Source organism: Rhodococcus sp. SMB37 (assembly GCF_004345605.1).
Lineage (GTDB): Bacteria > Actinomycetota > Actinomycetes > Mycobacteriales > Mycobacteriaceae > Rhodococcus.
Map to the genome: position 1 here is coordinate 119183 of NZ_SLVY01000006.1, position 17670 is coordinate 136852.

Consider the following 17670-nt stretch of genomic DNA (forward strand, 5'->3'; position numbering starts at 1 on the left):
TCACTTCCGTCCTCTGCGCGTTCCGGGCTCGTGCGACTCGTTTCGTAGCCTATGCACCAGCTGTCTTCGGGCAGTGCATTTGGCCTGTCGACGGAGTGGTTCACCGAGCCTGAAATGTATTCTTACCTGGGCTGACGACATGTCCCTTCTCAGAGCATGCGGTTCGCGCAGCAGCTTGCCTCCTCGCCTCCAGGTCCGCTGCCAGCTGCGCACGAAGTGCCCTGCGAAGCTCGGCAGACGCCCGGGGAGCTTGCGTGGCCGACGTATCGGCGAGAGCGCGGCGACGGGCCTTGACCAGCCGATGTGCCGTCGCAGCCGGGGTCTCCCCGGGTAAATCACGGCCGCCGATCTTGCGCTCGGTCAGCGAGGGGCCTGTCCAGTCGAGTTGAGACAGCCTGTACGCCACCAGACGCAGCGGGGAGGTCATCGCATCAGTGGTCGGCCACGTCCACCCGCGAGCGGTGCCGTCGTGGTTCAGGGCCTGCGCGATGTCAGCACCTGTCCAGCGATCGGTGTCGATACCCGCGTCGACCAGAAGGTCACAGACCGATCCGATGTGGCCCCGACGGCGTCCGGTCGAATCATCGAAGCCGACGGCAGCGCGCAGCGCCGGGATGCGGTCGAGCAGTTCAGCGGCCGCTCGCTGAAGCGTCAACGGTCGAATCATCGTCGAAGTTGAGTTCTCTTCGCCTGCGCGCTCGCGCGCTTGGTGATCTTTCCTAGCGGAAAGATTCACAGGAAAAGAACCACCAGGGGATTGGGGTGCGGAACGGCTGGACCTGCGTTCTGCTCGCGAACCAGGGCGGGCGGCCGTCCCCCGGGGGGCGCGTGTGGGGCGACGCCGTGACCGCCGCTGCGGCTTCTCTGGAGCGGGCATGGCTTCTACCGCCCAGTGAGGTGCAGACAGCGCCCATACGCTCGCAGCGCCGACCTGGAGCCGTGCAGGGGCGTGCCCGTGGGCCTGCGAGTAGAGGCGGGCGGCAGCCTCGCGCTCGATCCCATTCAGCTTCTTACCGCGGGCAAGCTCGACGCCGAGGCCGGTCGCCTTGAGTACCCGTCGACCACGCTTGAGCTTGTCGGTCGAGAGATCCCACTTGCTGGCGAGGGTGGTCAGGCTTACCGATACATGACGTCCGGTCGTGGACTCGGCGTACTCGGCGTGAGCGGCACAGACCCGCAGAAACGTGCCTGCGGCGATGCTGTGGCGCTTGAGGGCCTCACGGCCGCGATCGGTGTGGGTGACGATCCACTCGCACAGCTCCAGCCAGGTCCGGCGGCTGTGCCAGGTCGGGGTCCGGGCACATGTACCTGCTGGGACAGGGAGCGACAGCGCGGCGCGTGTGCCTACGGGCTGGGCCTCGAGCAGGTCATCTACCGCGGCCTCAGCGGGGTCGTCCTGTGCTTGTGCGGCCTCGATCTCGGCGACGTTCGCCACGGCAGCAGCAACGATCGCTTCCCACTCGCCGGCCGCGAAGGGCTGGGGCAGAGCAGGGTCGATAACGCTGACCTCGGACGACACGCCGAGGGTCGTAGAAAACTGATCTGTTGAGCCTGTTTCAGGGTGTGCGCTACCCTGAGACGTACCAACCAAGGTAAGTCCCTTCGGGGAAGCAGTAACGAGTATCTGAAGCTCTAACTTCGGACACTCACCCAGAGCGGATCGTCCTGCCAGACGATCTCCCTCAAGTGATGAAGGATCTACCAAATCCTTCCGCGGATCTCCTCTTGAAAACCCACCCCCACCTGGGGGTTTTTCTCTTTTTGGGCTATATCACTGCACTGTTTAGTTGCTGGATAGTTCGGTTGGATCACTCAGTCATGGGTGCACCTCCTGTGTTTTCGACCCACTTCAGCACCCCACATCACACCACGCGCAGGACCCTCCGGAGTGGAGGCACGCATGGGAGAAATATGGCGAGTGAAATCGGTCATGCGCTCTGTCGACCCTGTGGCAGGACGAGCGACATTGCGAAGGCGGCGACCTGCTTGATCTGATCGATCGAGGCAGTTTCCGGATCGGATGCGACGAGACCGACGGTGTCGGCGATCGCCGCGAACCCGCCAGTGACGGCAGGACGGGCAGAGGTCATGATCAGCGGTCCGTGCGCATCGATCAGCTCGGCGAGGTCCATGACCGCCGGAGTGGCAGTACCGCCGACGAGACGTCCTTTGAGGGTGGCGCCCACGGAGATCACCGCCCACCTGCGGCCTTCGCGGTCTGATGCGATTGCATGGCTCATGCGGCCACCGACTCGAAGAGAGCCAGCTGGTCGCCTGTGTCTGCTGTGAGCGTCTTTACCGGTTCTGGTGCGGTCCGGGCCACCACCGTGCACCGGGTCGACCGCCGAGCTGGTGCACGGTGGTTCCGGTCCCGGGTCTTCATTCCACATCGGTCTGCGTACTGCTCTATCTTCTCGACCTTGACCTCGACACCCTGGGTGGAAAACAGCCGCCCGGCCAGGATCTGATTGGTGATCTTCTCCCCGCCAGCCAGCCGACTCTCCAGATCTGCGGTGCACTGGGCGAGCAGTGGGCACTGGGTGCACGCCGCCGCGGCCTGTCGCCACGCCGAGGACTCGTTCCCGGTGACAGTCCAGGCAAGTCCTTTACCGGCGCACATGCCCTGACCCACTCGGGTCTCGCTCATCGGTGCTTTGAAGCGTGACTCGAGTTCGAGAGCGATACGGCGGGAGGTGGGGCAGAGGCGCGCGCTGGGGGTATAGGTGAATCCGCACCGGCGGCACCGGCCGGTGCCGCAGTGCTCTCGTTCCATCGTGCGGAGCTGGTCCGTCGAGTAGGCGCTCAAGGATCTGGCGTCTGTGCGCGTCGCCATCTTGCGCAGTGCTCGAGCGACGGGCGGGCACAATGGCCGGTCTTTGGAATAGGCGAACCCGCAGGTCGAGCATGCGGTGGCGGCAGGATTCGGCAAATGCTCGGCAAGGGTATGTCGAGGATCTTTGCCAGCAGAAGATGTGTCGTGAATTCCCCTTAGCGGGGGAGCGGGGCTGTCCGCTACTAGGCGTGTACGCCCAGTACCAACTAACGTGTTCATAGCAGGTCTCCATCTGCAATCGAGGTCGCGGGCGGCAAACCCGCGTGCCTCTGGCTTGTTCGACTGCGGCAAACAGTCGGCTGGCTTCAACTGACGGTCCCTCAGCTGCCCTAACAGCTGGGGGACCGTTTGCACCTCTTAGGCAATTCCACCACCCCCGTATCCTTCATCTATTAAACCACTTGAATCAACCCGTATGCGCGCATCGTATCGAGAGGACGGCACAGTGTCTACCGATGACGACTTCACAAGGAGGGCGCGGACGGTGAGCCGTCGAGTAATACGGGGGTTCAATCAGGACGCTCTGCGCCACGCTCGTCACGAGTCCGGCTTCGCGCAGACGGAAGTCGCACGACTCGCGAAGATCGGCACCGAAACACTTCGGCGCTGGGAGAGCGGTACGGCCTCGCCTCAGGTAGACCTGCTCGCGCGGGTCGCCGAAATACTCGGCGTGGCGATCTCTGACCTGGTGCGGGTTCCCGAAACTGAACGCTATCCGGGAGACTGGCGTGTGCTGCGAGGTATGACGCAGCCTCAACTCGGCGCCAAGGCTGGCATCACTACCCAGACTGTGAGCTGTGTGGAGCGTGGAGTGATCTCGCTCTCGGATTCCGTGGCCCAAAAAATGTCCGCCGCGCTCGGAATTTCGGAAAGCGAACTGCGTGCAGCTCATGCGCGCGCTCGAAATAGACCGCCGGGTGCACCCGCGTAATTGTCCTGCCCGGAAATTGGTGGTGCGACTCTCGATGCTGGTGCTTGCACTGCGCATGTCGTCCTCCGATTCCGGGTAGCTGGAAGCAGACCTCACGATTTTCGTGGGCCCTCTGCTTCCAGCCGGGAATCACTCAACCGACTGGCGCGCGCGCGAAGAAGACACTCCCCCGAGCAGAACGAAACTTATCCCGGGGGCGCATGTGACGCAAATGATGTGGCGCCCGTCACAATTGCGCGATATCTGACCGCGCTGGCGGGGCAGGACGCCTGCCACCCGATATCGAAATGCGCCAGAAAACTACTTTGACCAGGTTTGACGACACGTCCCCGGGGGTGGGTGGGAATTACTGCGCGTTGCGCAGTTCCGTGTACGCGGACTCGGCGATGGGGTGGGCCTTGGCGTACTCCGAGGCGGGGGTCTCGCCGTTCTTGTAGTAGCGGTCGTCCTCGACGTACTCGCGCTCGTCGGCGTGCTGCACCGCCAGCGCATACGCCACCGGATCGGCTGGGTCGGCGTTCACGGCTGCGGCGTTGTCCATGAACGTGTACGTCGCGGCGCGCACAGCATCCGTGGAATCGGCGCCGATGTTGTACGCGAACCGCCACCCGTAGATGTCTGAGATATCGGCCGCCGGCGCCGGTAGAGACAACCCGGACCTCCAGCCCGTCTCGGCCTGACCAGCGAGAAGAGCAGCGACCGCCTGCTCCGGTGTCCCCCCGCGTTCTTCCACGGTCTCGATGATGGCCGTCGCGTTCTGTTCATGAATTCGGAAGAGGATGTCGGAGCTGTCCTCACCGAAGACCGATATTTCCGCCGGCGCTTTCGCCGTGCTCGGGGTGACGGCAGGAGCGGGGGCTGCGGGTTCGTCGCTACCGCACGCCGCGAGACCGGCTGCGCACGCTGCGGCGATCAGGACGGCAGCAAGGTTTTTCAGCTTCACAGGACCTCCGGGTCAGTAACGGATCTCGTCGATGAGCCAGCGGTCGCCTTCGCGCACGATCGTGACCCACACCGTGGTGTCGGGCTCGACGGTATCGGTGCCGCTGCCGGACACCGCGGTCTGCTTGATGGTGGCCACCCGCTGGACGACGGTGTCCGTGTCCTCCGGGCAGCCGGAGCATTCGATACTGACGTCGGCGATGACCTTCGCTTGCTGCTCGGCCCACTGCGCCCACTGCACACCGGGCCCGCGTTCGGTGCGGGCGTCGATGACCATGCGCTCGGCCAGGGACTCGGTCAGCCACTCGCGGGCACGTCCGTATGCATCGTTCTGGGTGGCATCGGTGGCCGGGTACCAGGTGAACGCCACGGTCAACCCTTGCCTCGCGGCGCCCTCGGCTGCCTGAGCTGCCGGCGACGGTGTCGTGATTTCCGCAGCCGCAGGAGGGGAGACGACCGTCGTGGTCGGCGCCGGCGAGCTGGTCGTCGTCGAGCCGGCCGTCGCCGAGCCCTCGACCTCGCCCTGGCGGGGCACACACGAATACGCGACGAGGCCGACGACCGCGACAGCCAGCACCCCGACGACAAGCTTCTTCGCCCTCACAAGTCCCTCCGATTCGTATCACACAGCAGTTGACCAGCATAAACGACACGTCCCCTAATGCCCGAACAGGTGAACCCCACCGCCCCTCGCTCCCTCATTCCCGCCGGCAGACCATGAGAGGTCCGCACTCGATGTTGCACAACAAGGGTGCAGCTGCCACCGAAAGGGCTCGGTATCCGCCGGAAAATGCGCTATGAACAGTAAAGATGACACGTCCCCTCACATCACCCTGCGGGCTTTCATCCCTGCTTGCAGGGGAGCTTCTTTGACCACATCGCCGGTGGTCGGCGCGTGGACCATCTGGCCGTTGCCGGAGTAGATCCCGACGTGGCCCGGCCCGTTCGGGCCCCAGCTGCCGAAGACGAGATCCCCCGGTTGTGCCTGCTCGATCGGGACCTCGACCCCGACGGTCCATTGCTGTTCGGAGGTGCGGGGGAGCGAGACCGTGCCGGCGCTGGCTGCGTGGACGGCGAACGAGGTCAGGCCCGAGCAGTCGAACCCTCCACCGCTGGGACCACCGGTTCCGCCGCCGCCCCAGACGTACGGGGTGCCGAGGTACTCGCGTGCCGCGGCAACGACCTGACCGTTGTCACCCGCGCTGTTCGGCAGGAACCGGCCCCGCGAGTTCGGGTTGGTGAACGCCGCGCGGGCCGCGGTGATCTTGGCGACGTAGTTCTGTGTTTCGGCATACGGCGGGATTCCGCGGTGCATCAGCACCGCGCCGGGACCGGCGTTGTAGGCCGCAAGCACCAGTTCGATCGGATCACCCGACACGCTGGATACGTCCTGGTGGAGCGTGCACATGAAGTGGGCTTGCGACATCACGGCGTCCCCGATGGAGTTCGGATCGATGGTGCCGTCGCCGTCGTGGTCTTTGCCCCAGGTGGCCCAGGTGCCGGGCATGAATTGGGCTGGTCCCATCGCGCCGGACGGTGAGACGGGGGCGTTCGGTCCGTGGCGGAAGTTGTTTTCCTGTTGGAGTTGCGCGGCCAGCAGGGGCGAGTCGATTTCCGGGCAGACCCCGCCTGCGCGGCGCAGCCACGGCTCGAACTCGGCCGGCACGGTTCCGAAGGCGAGATCGCCGCCGCCGGCCATGCCGAATCCGGAGCAGTCGGCGGTGGACCGGGACGCGGAGACGAGCTGGATGTTGCTGTCCTGGTCGCCGTCGCTGTCGTGCTGGTCGTCGACGGGCTCCGGTGTCCCGCCGTTCTGCTGGGCGATCTCGGGCAGGACGGTCACCGGGTCGATCGGGGTGCCGCCCTGCAACCGGCCGCCCTGCCAGTACTCGAAGTGCAGGTGCGGCCCGGTGCTGCTGCCGGCGTTTCCGATGTCGGCGATGTGCTCTCCTGCGGTGACCTGCTGTCCTGCGGTGACGTGGATGCCGTCGGCGAACATGTGTCCGTAGACCGTGCTCACGGGGGAGCCGTCGACGTTCGAGTCGATGATCACCCAGTTCTCGAATCCGACTCCAGGTCCTTCTCCCGAGGATCCTGCGGCGACTACGATGCCGTCGAGTGCGGCGAGGATCGGTGTGCCGACCGGTCCGGCGAGGTCGTCGCCCTGATGTTGTGTGCCCCAGCGGGCACCGAATCCGGAGGTGTGGGTGGTGGTTCCAGGACCGACTGGTAGTTGGATCGGGCCGGAGACCGACAGCGCTGCGTCCGGTGAGGCTGCCGCGGAGCTGCCGGTGTCGGTGTTGGTGTCGGTGGGGATGGTGCGGCACGGGTCCCGTGGAATCACCGGCGCCCCCGTCGAACACGCGGCTGTGCCGATGACGACGGAGGCCGCGCCGCTGAGTAGCAGCGCCTTGCCGGCGCGGCCGAGGTTCACAGCTGTCCCGGGATCGGGGTATCGAGTTCCGGAATCGGGATCGGACCCGGTACCGGAACGGGGGTGGGCTCGACCGTGCGACTCGGCTCGGACTCAGGCGCGTCGGGTTCGGACGACAACGGAGAGGTCGTCGGTGCCGAGGTTGGGGTCGAGGTTGGCGTCGACGTCGACGTCGGCCGGGGTGCGGTCGCGACATGCGTGGGCGCAGGGGCCACTGCGAGCTTCTCGACCTCGGACAGATCCAGTGTCGGCAGGGGAGTGTCGACCACCCACCGCTGGGTGCCGTCGGGCAGCTCGTCGACCACGACGGAGACCGACAGATCCCCGGCCTGCGTCGGGACCGTCACCTGTGCGCTCGGTGCTCCTGCGGCGCCGGTGATCAGGGTGCTCTCTGTGGGGCCGGTGATGACCACGGGCGTGCGGGGCCGCGCCGCCGCCGTGGTGGCGGCCGGTGTGTCCGCGGTGTAGCGGCCCAGCGCGCGGGTCCACTCGGTGTCCGAGAGTGTGGTGTCGACGAAGGTGTGCGCGTATGCCATCGCGGTGGCCGGCGCACTGGCTGCGGCCCAGGTCGCTGTCTTGGTGACCACCGCGGACTCGCTGACCTCGTCGAGGTCGTGGCTGATCGCGTCCCCAACCGCCGCAGCCGCGACTCCGGGGGCTGTTGCCGCGGCGGCTGCTGGTGCGGTCGCGTTCTCCACGGTCCGTGGCTTCGGGTCCTCCCCGAACACCATGCCGACCAGCGACAACACCGCGATCGCACCGACCACCGAGACAACCAGATTGGTGCGTGAATAGAGCACCCACCGGCGGATCGGCGCGAGCACAGGGTTGGGTCCGGACCGAGTCATCAGAGGTACCTGTCTCTCGGGGTGGTCTCGGACGGGGCAGGGGCATTCCAGACCCGTGGCCGGGGTGCCGGGACCGTCGTCGACTGCTCGCCGCTCAGGGCAGCGCGGCGTGACTGCCGAGGACCGGTGCTGGCACTGGTGCTGGCGGCGGCGTTGGTGGTGGCGCGTGCGAAATCGCGACGGCGATCCGGGGTGTAGACCTTCATCGGCGCGATCGCCGATCGATCCCCACCGTCCCACCGCTGCCCGCTGCTGGCGGTCAGCAGTTCCTTGCGGGCCGTCCGTTCCTGACGGCGGCTCTCGGCCTCGTCCTTGTCCAGTCGCCGCCACGCGGAGACGCCGGTCGCGGCGGCCCGTTCGGCGGCTGTGCCCTCGACCGGGGTCTTCCCACGGGCGAGGTCCCGGCTGGCCACAGCGGCGATCCCGGCGATGCGGGCATCTCGTTCGGCCGCGGTATCGGCAGGACGGCCGCCGAAACAGCCATCGAGGCCGAGGCGTTCCTTGCGGGCCTCCACTCTGGACTTCGAGAGGGCCTGCTGCCGCCGGTTCGTGAGCCCGCGGCCCTCGGGCCTGGTCGGAGTCCGCTCTGCGCCGTCGGCTCGGTGATGGCTTCCGTCGTCGCTCTCGGTGCCACGACCGGTGCGGCGTTCCCACCGGTCGGCGGCCTTCTCGGCGATCAGATGGCCGCCGGGTACTCCGGCGGCGGCGCCGGCAGCAGCAAAGGCCTTGCGCTTGATGGACTGCTTCACACTGCGGGCCTTGCGGTTGACCATGCTCGCGCTGTTCTGGGTGAAGGTCTGGCTCATGCGTTTGAACGGGCGCATGATCGCCCAGCACACGACGGTCAGCAGGATCATGAACCACAGCCGCCAGGTGCCGTCGACCTGCCCGTCGTCGTTGACATACAGCTGTACGAGCGCCATCAGGTAGAGCGCGACGATGACCGCGCCGGCCACGCCCCACATGTAGGCGGCGGCGAGCATGCGCAGGATGCGGGCCAGCCAACCTCCACCAGCGAGCGCCAGCGGCACCCACAGCGGCGCGAACAGGATGGCGAACCGGATCGCGAGCAGCGCAGTGATCTTCAGCAGAGAGGCACCGATCCACAGCATCGACGGCAGGGCCAGCTTGATCATCCCGAGGAAGCCGGTGGAGGTGCGCCCGGAGTCCTTGCCCTGGAACTGGTAATAGGACAACTGGTAGTCGGATTCGAGGGCATCGACGATCTCGCGGAACTTGTCGGCCTTCTGCTCGGCCAGCTCGGCCTGGGCTTGCGGATCGTTCTTGACTCGCTCCTGCTCCGCGTACGAGAAGGCCAGCGCATCGCGCAGCTTCGGACCGAGCCCGGCAGCGTCCGTGGCGTCGTAGTTGGCGCCGAACCAGCCTGTGCGCCAGTCCGGCAGAAAGACTTTGTCGATCAGCACGTTCTTCGGGTCGGTGGGCCCACCCGAGAGCGTCCCGCCGCCCGGCCCGTCCCCGAACTGCACCGAGAAGATCTGATCTTGGGTTTCGGTGATCAGCGAGCCGAATGTCTCGTCGGCGACCTGGACTGCCTTCTGCGGGGCGCCGACGAACAGTGCGCCGAGCATCAGCCCGGCGGCGGCGATCGCGGAGGTTTTCGTGACTCCGGCAGCGTCGGCCTTCAATGCTTTCCACAGCACGATCGCGGCGACCACTGTCAGGGCGATTCCCAGCCACTGTGTGTAGACCCCGCTCATGCCGTCGGAGATCGAATAGATGATGCGGTCGAACTGCGTTATCGCGGGCGTGATGCCCGCTTCGGCGGCGCCCTGTCCGGTCTTGGTCTGGTCGTCGAGCCAGAATGCCGCGGCCGCGAGCGATTTGCCGATCGTCAAGAAGGTGTTGCCCAGGGTGGTGTCACCGACTGCGCCGGGGGCTTTGACCAGGTCTTCACCGCAGCCGAGGTCGTAGGTGTGCCATTTCAGGCCGGCCCACCCGTAGCTCTCGTATCCGGTTCCACCACCGGTTTCGAGGGGAGCGCGGTTGGCGCTGGACGAGTCGAAGGTCGTCTCGATGGTCTCGTTGGGGAACTCCGGTGACGGGACTTCCTTGCAGTCGAATCCGCTGGCCGCGGCTACGCCGGTGCCCACGCCGATCAGTGAGATCGCCGCGAGCATCAGCACGGTCAGAACACGCACTATCAGTCCCGTAGGCCACCCGACACGGCGCGGGGCAGGGCGCAGCCCGTTCAGGGCGGCTCGGGGCGGCTGCGGGCTCGTGATGCGCCATCCGACACGGTGCAGGGACGTGGGCTGCCCACTCATGGTGGATCGAGGCTGCTGCGGGCTCGTGATGCGCCACCCGACACGGCGCAGGGATGTGTGCTGTCCGCTCAGGGACGCGCGGGGCCGCTGCGCGCTCACGACGCGCCACCCATCGCAGCGCGGGTCGCCCGCGAATCCAACGCCTCGAACACATGCGCCAGGTGCACGAAATGCGTCCAGTCCGACCGGATCAACTCGATGTCATCGGCCATCTTCACGATGAACCGCCGTGCCTGATCCACACGCTCGGTATTGGTGTCCGGATCGAAAGTGTCCTCACCGCCGCCACCGAGATCAGCCAACAGTGCTTCGTAGCCTTCACCGGCCGGCAGATTCAACAACTTCAGCGCGCCCGCGATGGCGTGGGCGTTGCCCCCGAGATCACCGATGATCACCTCGTACGTCAGCGCCGACTTGTCGTCGGTGCCATCGACACCGAGATAGTCATCGGGCAGTTGTGAGCACACCAGGGCGCGGACCTTGTACTTGCGCGAATCGCGTGCGATGCGCAGGTTCAAGGTGCGCCCGGCACCGGTCTGCTCGAGGTACTTGTTCTCGTCGAGGAACAGCACCTTGCGCTCGTAGCGGGGCAGCTCGTAGACGAGACGGTTGGCCAGCCACGCGGCCATGTGCATCAACGGGCCGGCCATCCGCTGCTGCGGCGTCCACTGCGCCGGGTCGGTACCTTCCGGGGGCAGTTGCAGACCGGGCATCGTCAACACGGTCAGGCGAATGCGGTCGTTGACAACGTCATCCGCGTCTCCGGTGGTCCCGCGCCCGGGGAAGAGCACCCGTGCCTCGGCGAGATCGGACATCATCGTCAAGTCCTGATACACGCTCTTCGCGCACGTGCGTAGGTCGATGTTCTCGTCCTCACTGGCGAGTGTGGCGATGGCCTCGAGGACTTCACGCAAATTGTGGTGCCGCTGCCCGCCGACCATGTTCGCCGCAGTCTGAAGCACGGTCTCGGTCCACTCGTGATCGAGCCGCGCGGGGGTGAGCATCATCTTCAGGACCGATACCGCGACCGAGATTCGCTCCGCGGCCGCGGCCCGCACATCGGCCTCGTACTGCGATTGTGCGGCCGCCGCCGGGTCGAGGTCGTCGGCATAATCCGGATTCGCGGGGTCGTAGTCGGGGTCGTCGCGGCGCGGATCGACGATCACCCGGTACGGGTTGAGCGAACCGGGACGCGACGTGCGGCCGGTCAGTGCCTGAACCTCGGCGATGCCGCGGAACTCGGGCAGCTGCGCGAGCTTTTTGAGCGGTCCGGACGGGTCGAGCACCACACCGTAGGCGCCGGCACGCACGGCCTGGTAGAGGAGCACACCCGCGAGGAAGGTCTTGCCCGAACCGGGCACCGCGACGATCGGGGTCAGACCGGATTTGTCTTTCGTCTCGTGCGCGGCGAACAGATCCCACACGGCGGGCCGCGGTGCGATCGACGCGGTCTCGCCGATCACCACACCGGTGCGATCCCCGATACGGTCGCCGACCGCGGCCATGCCGGCCGAGAGCGATTCGACGTTCATGCGGCGGCAGTGCGCGACGTTCGCCAGCGGCTCGCCGGGCATGAATTCACGCAACAGCTGGTACTGGCCGTGCTCCTGTTCGAGGCGGATGTGCGGGGCATACATCTCTTGGAGCATCGAGACCTTCTCCTTGGCCTCTGCCGGTGTCGAACCCACCACGACGACCCGATACCAGCCTTCGGTGCGCGCCGACAGACCTGAATGGTCTTCCTCGATGTCGGAGATCACCCGCTGCGCGAGCGCGTGCTGCTCGGCGAGTTCCTGCGGCGGCACCTGATCGTGCTCGACGGTGTAGTGGTCGAACTGGGCCTCGATGCTCGAGGTCAACCGGCGCAACTTGTTGACGGTCTGATTCTTGGTCTTCAGGCGGATGCGTTCGGACCATTCGAGCGGCTCACCGGACTGGTCACCGATGACCTGCCACGGCAGCATCCGCTCCGGGATCGGCAGCGGCGCCATACGCCCGACCGTCAAGACGATCGCGTAGCCGGTGTAGTCGCGGCCCCCGACCTGACCGCGGACGGTGGTGTAGCCGTCGCCGGGGGTCAGTGCGAGGTCGGTGAGGTCTTCGAGCGCAGCCACGTCGGACTGCTCCCAGTCGCCGCCGCCGGAGATCACACCCTCAGCGTCGAGCGGCAATCCGAGCGACGCCGAGCGCAGCAGCAAATAGTCCATCTGTGCGGCGGTGGCAGGCCGAGCAGCCGCGCCTTGGCCTGACAGGATGCGCTCGATCGTCGCGAGGTGATCGGCAATGGCCTTCTGTTCGTTGAGGAACGCCGTGCGCGCCCATCTGCGCACCATCTTCGCCACACGCCCCACCAGCGGGGCGTCGACGACGGGAAGCAGCCACGCGGAGACGGTGTCGAGCCCGATCGCCAGCGCCCCGCGCGGCGGTAGCTCCACGCCCCAGTAGCGGCCCTTCTGGGTCGGGTTGCCCCACAGCAGTGCGTGCTGCTGACCGCGCAGGTAGTCCGCCCACGAGAGCGCTCCGGGGACGTCGGGGATCGGTTCGGCCCACGTGTCGTGGGAGTGGGCCCATTGGCGCACGGGCCAGGGGGTGCGCACCAGGCGGCGGTGCAGTCCGGTCACGCCGGCTTCGGCGAGGTTCGCCAGTACCAGGGCTTCGTGTTGGATGTAGCGGCGCTGCCGGCCCACCGGGCGCATGTTCCACGGGCCGGGCGGCTGGACGAACCACGCGGTGGACTGCGTGCGGGTGCGGGTGACGTTGCCTTCGACCCCGACCAGCTCGAGTCGCACGGCTTTGCGGTCGCGGTCGGCGCGGTTGCTCGCGGCTTTGGCCTGCCGAGCGAACTCGGCGCTGGAGTCGGCAGTCTTGCCGCGCTTTGTGCGCCTGCGCGAGCGTGTGCCGGTCGGTGGTTCGGCGTCGAGCGGGGCCGCCGGAGCGGGCGGCGCCATGCTGCTGTCGGGCACCCGGGACCACGCCAGTTCCGGCGCCGGCATCGGAGCGGACGCCGCGGGTGTGGGGCCGCGTCCTGCCGCCATTGCGGCCGCCCATGACGGGGGGAGCGCGCCCGGGGGAACGACCGCGGGTTCGGGCTCGTCGAAGTTCGGATCGAACAGCGCGGCGATGTCGTTGTCGGACTGCATGGTCATCGGGAGAAGTTCCCTTCGTTCGACGAGGTGTCGGTGTCGCGGGTGACGAGGTCGCCGGAGTGCAACCCGCTGTCGTGGACCTGTGCACGACGCGAGGTACGGAAAGCGGCGGGGATGCGGACCGTGACGGTCTGACCCGGCTTGGGCGGGCGCGGTGCGTTCAGGTCGTTCCACGCGGCCTTGACCACCGACCGGACCGGGCGATCGGCATTGACGTACTTCGTCACCTTCGAGGTCAGCACCGCGCTGACCCCGACGATCAATACGAGCGACGTGTAGCTGAGCGGAACCTGCACGAGTGCGCGAGCAATGACGAAGACGGTCACGAAGATGACCGCGCCGAGCCCGACCGCGGCGTAGCGCAGCCGAAACGGCAGCGTGAAACCGGTCGGGCCGAGATAGTGCCGATCCACGCGGTGCAGCATGTCGTCGTTGTCGATCACCGTCGGTGTCCTTCGCTGGTCGGTCGGTGCTCGCGCATGGTGCTCACGCGACCTGGATGCCGATCAGACCGAGCACCCAGTTGCCGATTCCGGTCGCCGCGTCCGGGTTGGTGGCGATGCCCATGTACGCCATGCCGATGAGCGAGAGACCGCCGACGGTGACGACCTTCGAGAAGTTGCCGCGCAGACCGCCCATCAACACCACACATGAGATCAGCGCGAGGATCGTGACGACGATGTTGTCTTCGATCCACGCCCGGACACCGGTGGTGCTGACCTCGGTGGTCTGGGCGAGCGCGTCGCCGCGCGGGATGGTCGCCAGTTCGACAAAGCTCGATGCGAGAGACATGAACACTCCAGTGGTGGTTCGGCCGGTACACCCGAGATGGGATGGCCGAGACCGTAAAACGGCACGGCGAATTCCCCCAACAGGGTGAACGCTCCGACCGCGCGCATCCGCCGAGGTCGACGGGCAGATCGAACCCGAAAAACGCGCATCGACACACATCACCGAAAACCGGTGCAGACATGACGCGGGTACCGGTGCGTCGCAGTGGCGTTCACATACGCGCTCGCATGGTTCGCAGTGGCGGTCCACGCACACGCTTTCAGCGCACACGAAAGGGGCGCGTTCGTGGGCGCGCTTCGGATGCCTATGGGGCGGTAGTAGTTCTATGCCCATATAGGGGGGCTCAGTACGCATATACCGGCGCCGTACGCACACAGTGCGAGAGCGGGGTTCGGCGAGCGGTGAGCGGACCGTGGGCGGCAGGGTGCGCGGAGGGCGCCGACTGAGCACAGGAAAAGCGCTCGAATGAGCGCTCGAAAACAGCGATGGATTCGGTGATGAATTTCAGCGGTGGATCAGGCCGCTCGAAAAAGCGCTCGCGGGGGCCACCCCTCCGGGGTCACTCCCCCCCGGCGTTCCTTGGGGGGGAGTGTAACTCAGAATTCCGCCGGGCGCCAACGCTATTCGCAACCGCCCATGTCGAACGCTATCCGAAGCGCTCGATACACCGGTCGGGACTGCGCTTGCTGGTGATGTGAGTCGGCGGTGTGGGGAGCGCCCCCGACACCGCTCGCGAGAGCATGTGCGCACGCTCGGTCGAGCGCTCACCGCAGCGGTGAGCGACCGCTATATGCACCGCTCGAATGAGCGCTCGACACAGCGTGATGCGAGTGCGTTCTCGACCGCTCGATTGAGCGCTCGCCGTAGCGGTGTGCGACCGCTGTATGCACCGCTCGAATGAGCGCTCGACACAGCGTGATGTGAGTGCGTTCTCGACCGCTGTGCCGAGCGCTCACCGCAGCGATGCGTGAGCACTGTGCACGGCTGCGGTCAGCGCCCGAGACGACGGTGAATCGAGCGCCGAACATGCTTCGCTCTCGACACACTTCGAACATGTTGGACGGCACACCAATCGGCCGGGCACGGCCGTACCCGAAATCGGCTCATCCGAGCGTGCTGGAACGTGTTCACCCTGTTGGTGAAAACGGGGACCCTCTGCAACTCTTCTCGCGGGCACGAACAGAACCTCGCCCCGAACGAGACCGACACGAGCGAAAGGCGCAGGCAGTGAGCGGAACTCCAGACCCACTCAAAGACTGGGCGGTCGCTGCGTGGCGCGACACATTCGGCGACAACGGCACCACTCGCGGCGGTCAGGTCGGCGACGACGGCCGGCCTACTGGTGTCCGACGCTTCGTGCCCGCCTCACCGCTGACGGCGGTGCCCGCTGCCGCGGCGTTCTCCAGTCCGAACCTCATTGCCTCCGCCGCCGGCAGCGCCGCTGTCGTCGAGGCGCTGACCCAGCTGCACGACTACCGGTGGCCGCTGGCGGCGGCTACCGTCCCGCTGATCGCTGCTGATATTTCCCGTCACCGTGCTCGCCGGTGGTCGCAGATGCTCGAATCGATGGTTCGGCAGAGCACCGGTCACATCCCGACGAAGGTCACGGTCCCGCTGCCCACCAGCTGGCGCACGATCCGCCGCGCAACGATCAAAATGCCGCGCGGCGCGGTGATCCGGCCTCGGCAGTTCGAGGAGCTGTCCCGCGCGGTGGAGTCGGCGTTCGGTGGCAGCGAGTCATGGGCCATGACGGTGCGGCACGAGGCCAGTCGCGACCGGCTTGTTCTCACCCGCACACCGATTGCCCCGGACACCCGCAGCGAGCGGCAGAAAGCTCTTCAGGATGCGCTCGACGGCGCCTCGATCTTCACCAACCCCAAGGTCTGCGTCGAGACCATCGACGAGAACGGTATCGAGACCGGATACCGGATCGAGTTCGAGAAGTCGATGAACACCGGCTCACCCGGTTTCCAGATGAAAGTCGAGGAAGCCCTCGCCTCGCTCGCCGGTGAGCACGAATCCGGCCGCAACTGGACCAGCGACTGGTACCCCGACAAGGGCTACCTCGTGATGCGCCTGGTCACCGCCATGCCCACCCGGGTGGACCACCCGCTCGACCTGGTCGACGAGAACCTGCGCCACCTTCCCTACGCGACCGGCAGCGCCGACCGAATCATGTTCTGGGATGTATCCACCAGTTCCAACAAGCCGCACTGCCTGATCGTCGGCCCCACCGGTGGCGGTAAGACCTCGGTGATCCGCACGCTGCTCACCGAAGCCGCACGCCGCGGCATTCCATTCGTGGGGGTCGATCCGAAGATGATCGAACTCGACGGACTCGAGGGCTACCCGGGGTGCGGCGCAATCATCTACGACGCGCTGCGCGCAGCGATGTTCGTGCGCGCCCTGCACACCGAGATGATGGCCCGCAACGCCTACATCCACCAGATGAAAATCGAAGGCTCACAGCTGCCGCTGATGATCGCGGTGCTCGACGAATTCTTCATCCTCTCGGGCAAGTGGCAGCGCCTGGCCAAGACCGGCGACGACGAAACGAAAGCGTTGCTCAAAGAACTCGATCCGCTCGGGGCATGGGCCGATCTCGCGGTGCTCGCACGCTCGGCCGGTATCCGCCTGCTGCTCGGGGTGCAACGTCCGGACGCGTCCCTGTTCGGCGGCGCCTCCGGCAACGCGCGAGACAACTTCGGCACCCGCATTTCGCTCGGTAACCTCTCGCAGGACGGCGCGCTGATGATGTGGGGCGATTCCACCGTCGGGCGTGAGGTCGACACCTCGGTCAAAGGCCGCGGCATCGCACTCGGCGACGACGGCAACCCGGTCGACGCGCAGATGTGGTGGACCCCGAACGTCGACAAGCATCCGAACAAATGGAATCAGCTGTCCGACGGTGAGAAAGCGATCATCGACGGCTTGATGCCGACCGAGGCGCCGCAGTTCACCTGCTACTCGCCGGAGCTGGCCGAGTTCATCGAATCCGAGCGCGCGCTGGCGAAACGGGCCCGCAGCCACGGCAGCGTGCCGGAACCGATCGTCATCGGTGCAGGACGACCCGACGATGCCGCGGTGTCGATGACCAAAACCGCGACCGACCCCGCACCGGAGCCGGAGGACGACGACTTCGCCGACGTGATCCCAGCATCGAGCGTGCAAGCAGGCCAGACCGTGCTCGTCGACGACGAGGACGGCGAACTGGTGCCGGTCACCGTCGACGAGGTCGATGTCCGCCGCAGCCCCAAGGGAGAGGTGACCTCGACCGTCCTGACCGTCGGCACCGGACGGGTCAAGACCCGCATCACCTTCGACGCCACCGGCGTCGTTGTCCTGCCCGAACCCGACCTCGTGGGAGCGCCCGCATGAGCACCTCGAAGGACGACATGTACCGCCCGGCGTCGGCCGCCACTGCTGCCATCGAAGTGATGCTCTTCTACCCCTGACCCA

The 17670-nt window shown here is 66.6% G+C and carries 13 protein-coding genes; 2 read left to right on the forward strand and 11 right to left on the reverse strand.

Annotation, left to right across the window (positions count from 1 at the left end):
* Positions 1-100: 100 nt before the first annotated feature.
* From EV641_RS11995 to EV641_RS29455, 3 genes are all read right to left on the reverse strand, one after another.
* Positions 101-1519: a hypothetical protein gene (locus tag EV641_RS11995; protein WP_132471978.1), complete on the reverse strand. Its 1419-nt coding sequence runs from the start codon at positions 1517-1519 to the stop codon at positions 101-103.
* A 409-nt stretch (positions 1520-1928) separates the two neighbouring features.
* A complete protein-coding gene (locus tag EV641_RS12000; RefSeq protein WP_132471979.1) occupies positions 1929-2240 on the reverse strand; it encodes a hypothetical protein in 312 nt (103 codons plus the stop codon).
* Positions 2237-2833, reverse strand: coding sequence for a hypothetical protein (locus tag EV641_RS29455; protein ID WP_199233223.1), 597 nt, complete (start codon positions 2831-2833; stop codon positions 2237-2239). Before EV641_RS29455 ends, EV641_RS12000 begins: the two co-directional genes overlap by 4 nt.
* Before the next feature lie 415 nt (positions 2834-3248).
* Here EV641_RS29455 and EV641_RS12010 point away from each other — a divergent pair, with 415 nt between their 5' ends.
* Complete coding sequence (locus EV641_RS12010) at positions 3249-3764, forward strand: helix-turn-helix transcriptional regulator (RefSeq protein WP_199233224.1); 516 nt, start codon at positions 3249-3251, stop codon at positions 3762-3764.
* A 346-nt stretch (positions 3765-4110) separates the two neighbouring features.
* On the opposite strand, the gene EV641_RS12015 is transcribed toward EV641_RS12010, so the two are convergent.
* The 8 genes from EV641_RS12015 to EV641_RS12050 all read right to left on the reverse strand — a co-directional run bounded on the left by EV641_RS12015 (position 4111) and on the right by EV641_RS12050 (position 14211).
* A complete protein-coding gene (locus EV641_RS12015) occupies positions 4111-4707 on the reverse strand; it encodes a hypothetical protein (protein WP_132471980.1) in 597 nt (198 codons plus the stop codon).
* A gap of 12 nt (positions 4708-4719) precedes the next feature.
* Complete coding sequence (locus EV641_RS12020; RefSeq protein ID WP_132471981.1) at positions 4720-5310, reverse strand: hypothetical protein; 591 nt, start codon at positions 5308-5310, stop codon at positions 4720-4722.
* Positions 5311-5529: 219 nt separating this feature from the next.
* Complete coding sequence (locus tag EV641_RS12025; RefSeq protein ID WP_132471982.1) at positions 5530-7140, reverse strand: peptidoglycan DD-metalloendopeptidase family protein; 1611 nt, start codon at positions 7138-7140, stop codon at positions 5530-5532.
* Positions 7137-7988, reverse strand: a complete 852-nt coding sequence (locus EV641_RS12030) for a hypothetical protein (RefSeq protein WP_132471983.1) — start codon at positions 7986-7988, stop codon at positions 7137-7139. The genes EV641_RS12025 and EV641_RS12030 overlap by 4 nt, the downstream gene beginning before the upstream one ends.
* Entirely contained in the window at positions 7988-10126 is a 2139-nt protein-coding gene (locus EV641_RS12035; RefSeq protein ID WP_241997170.1) for a hypothetical protein, read from the reverse strand. The genes EV641_RS12030 and EV641_RS12035 overlap by 1 nt, the downstream gene beginning before the upstream one ends.
* Positions 10127-10368: 242 nt before the next feature.
* A complete protein-coding gene (locus EV641_RS12040; RefSeq protein WP_199233225.1) occupies positions 10369-13419 on the reverse strand; it encodes an ATP-binding protein in 3051 nt (1016 codons plus the stop codon).
* Positions 13416-13862, reverse strand: a complete 447-nt coding sequence (locus EV641_RS12045) for a hypothetical protein (protein ID WP_241997123.1) — start codon at positions 13860-13862, stop codon at positions 13416-13418. The genes EV641_RS12040 and EV641_RS12045 overlap by 4 nt, the downstream gene beginning before the upstream one ends.
* Positions 13863-13905: 43 nt before the next feature.
* Positions 13906-14211, reverse strand: coding sequence for a hypothetical protein (locus EV641_RS12050; RefSeq protein ID WP_132471985.1), 306 nt, complete (start codon positions 14209-14211; stop codon positions 13906-13908).
* A gap of 1227 nt (positions 14212-15438) precedes the next feature.
* On the opposite strand from EV641_RS12050, the gene EV641_RS12055 reads away from it, so the two are divergent.
* Positions 15439-17589 carry an FtsK/SpoIIIE domain-containing protein gene (locus EV641_RS12055; protein WP_132471986.1) on the forward strand — a complete coding sequence of 717 codons (2151 nt, stop codon included), beginning with the start codon at positions 15439-15441 and terminating at the stop codon, positions 17587-17589.
* The last annotated feature ends 81 nt before the right edge of the window (positions 17590-17670 follow it).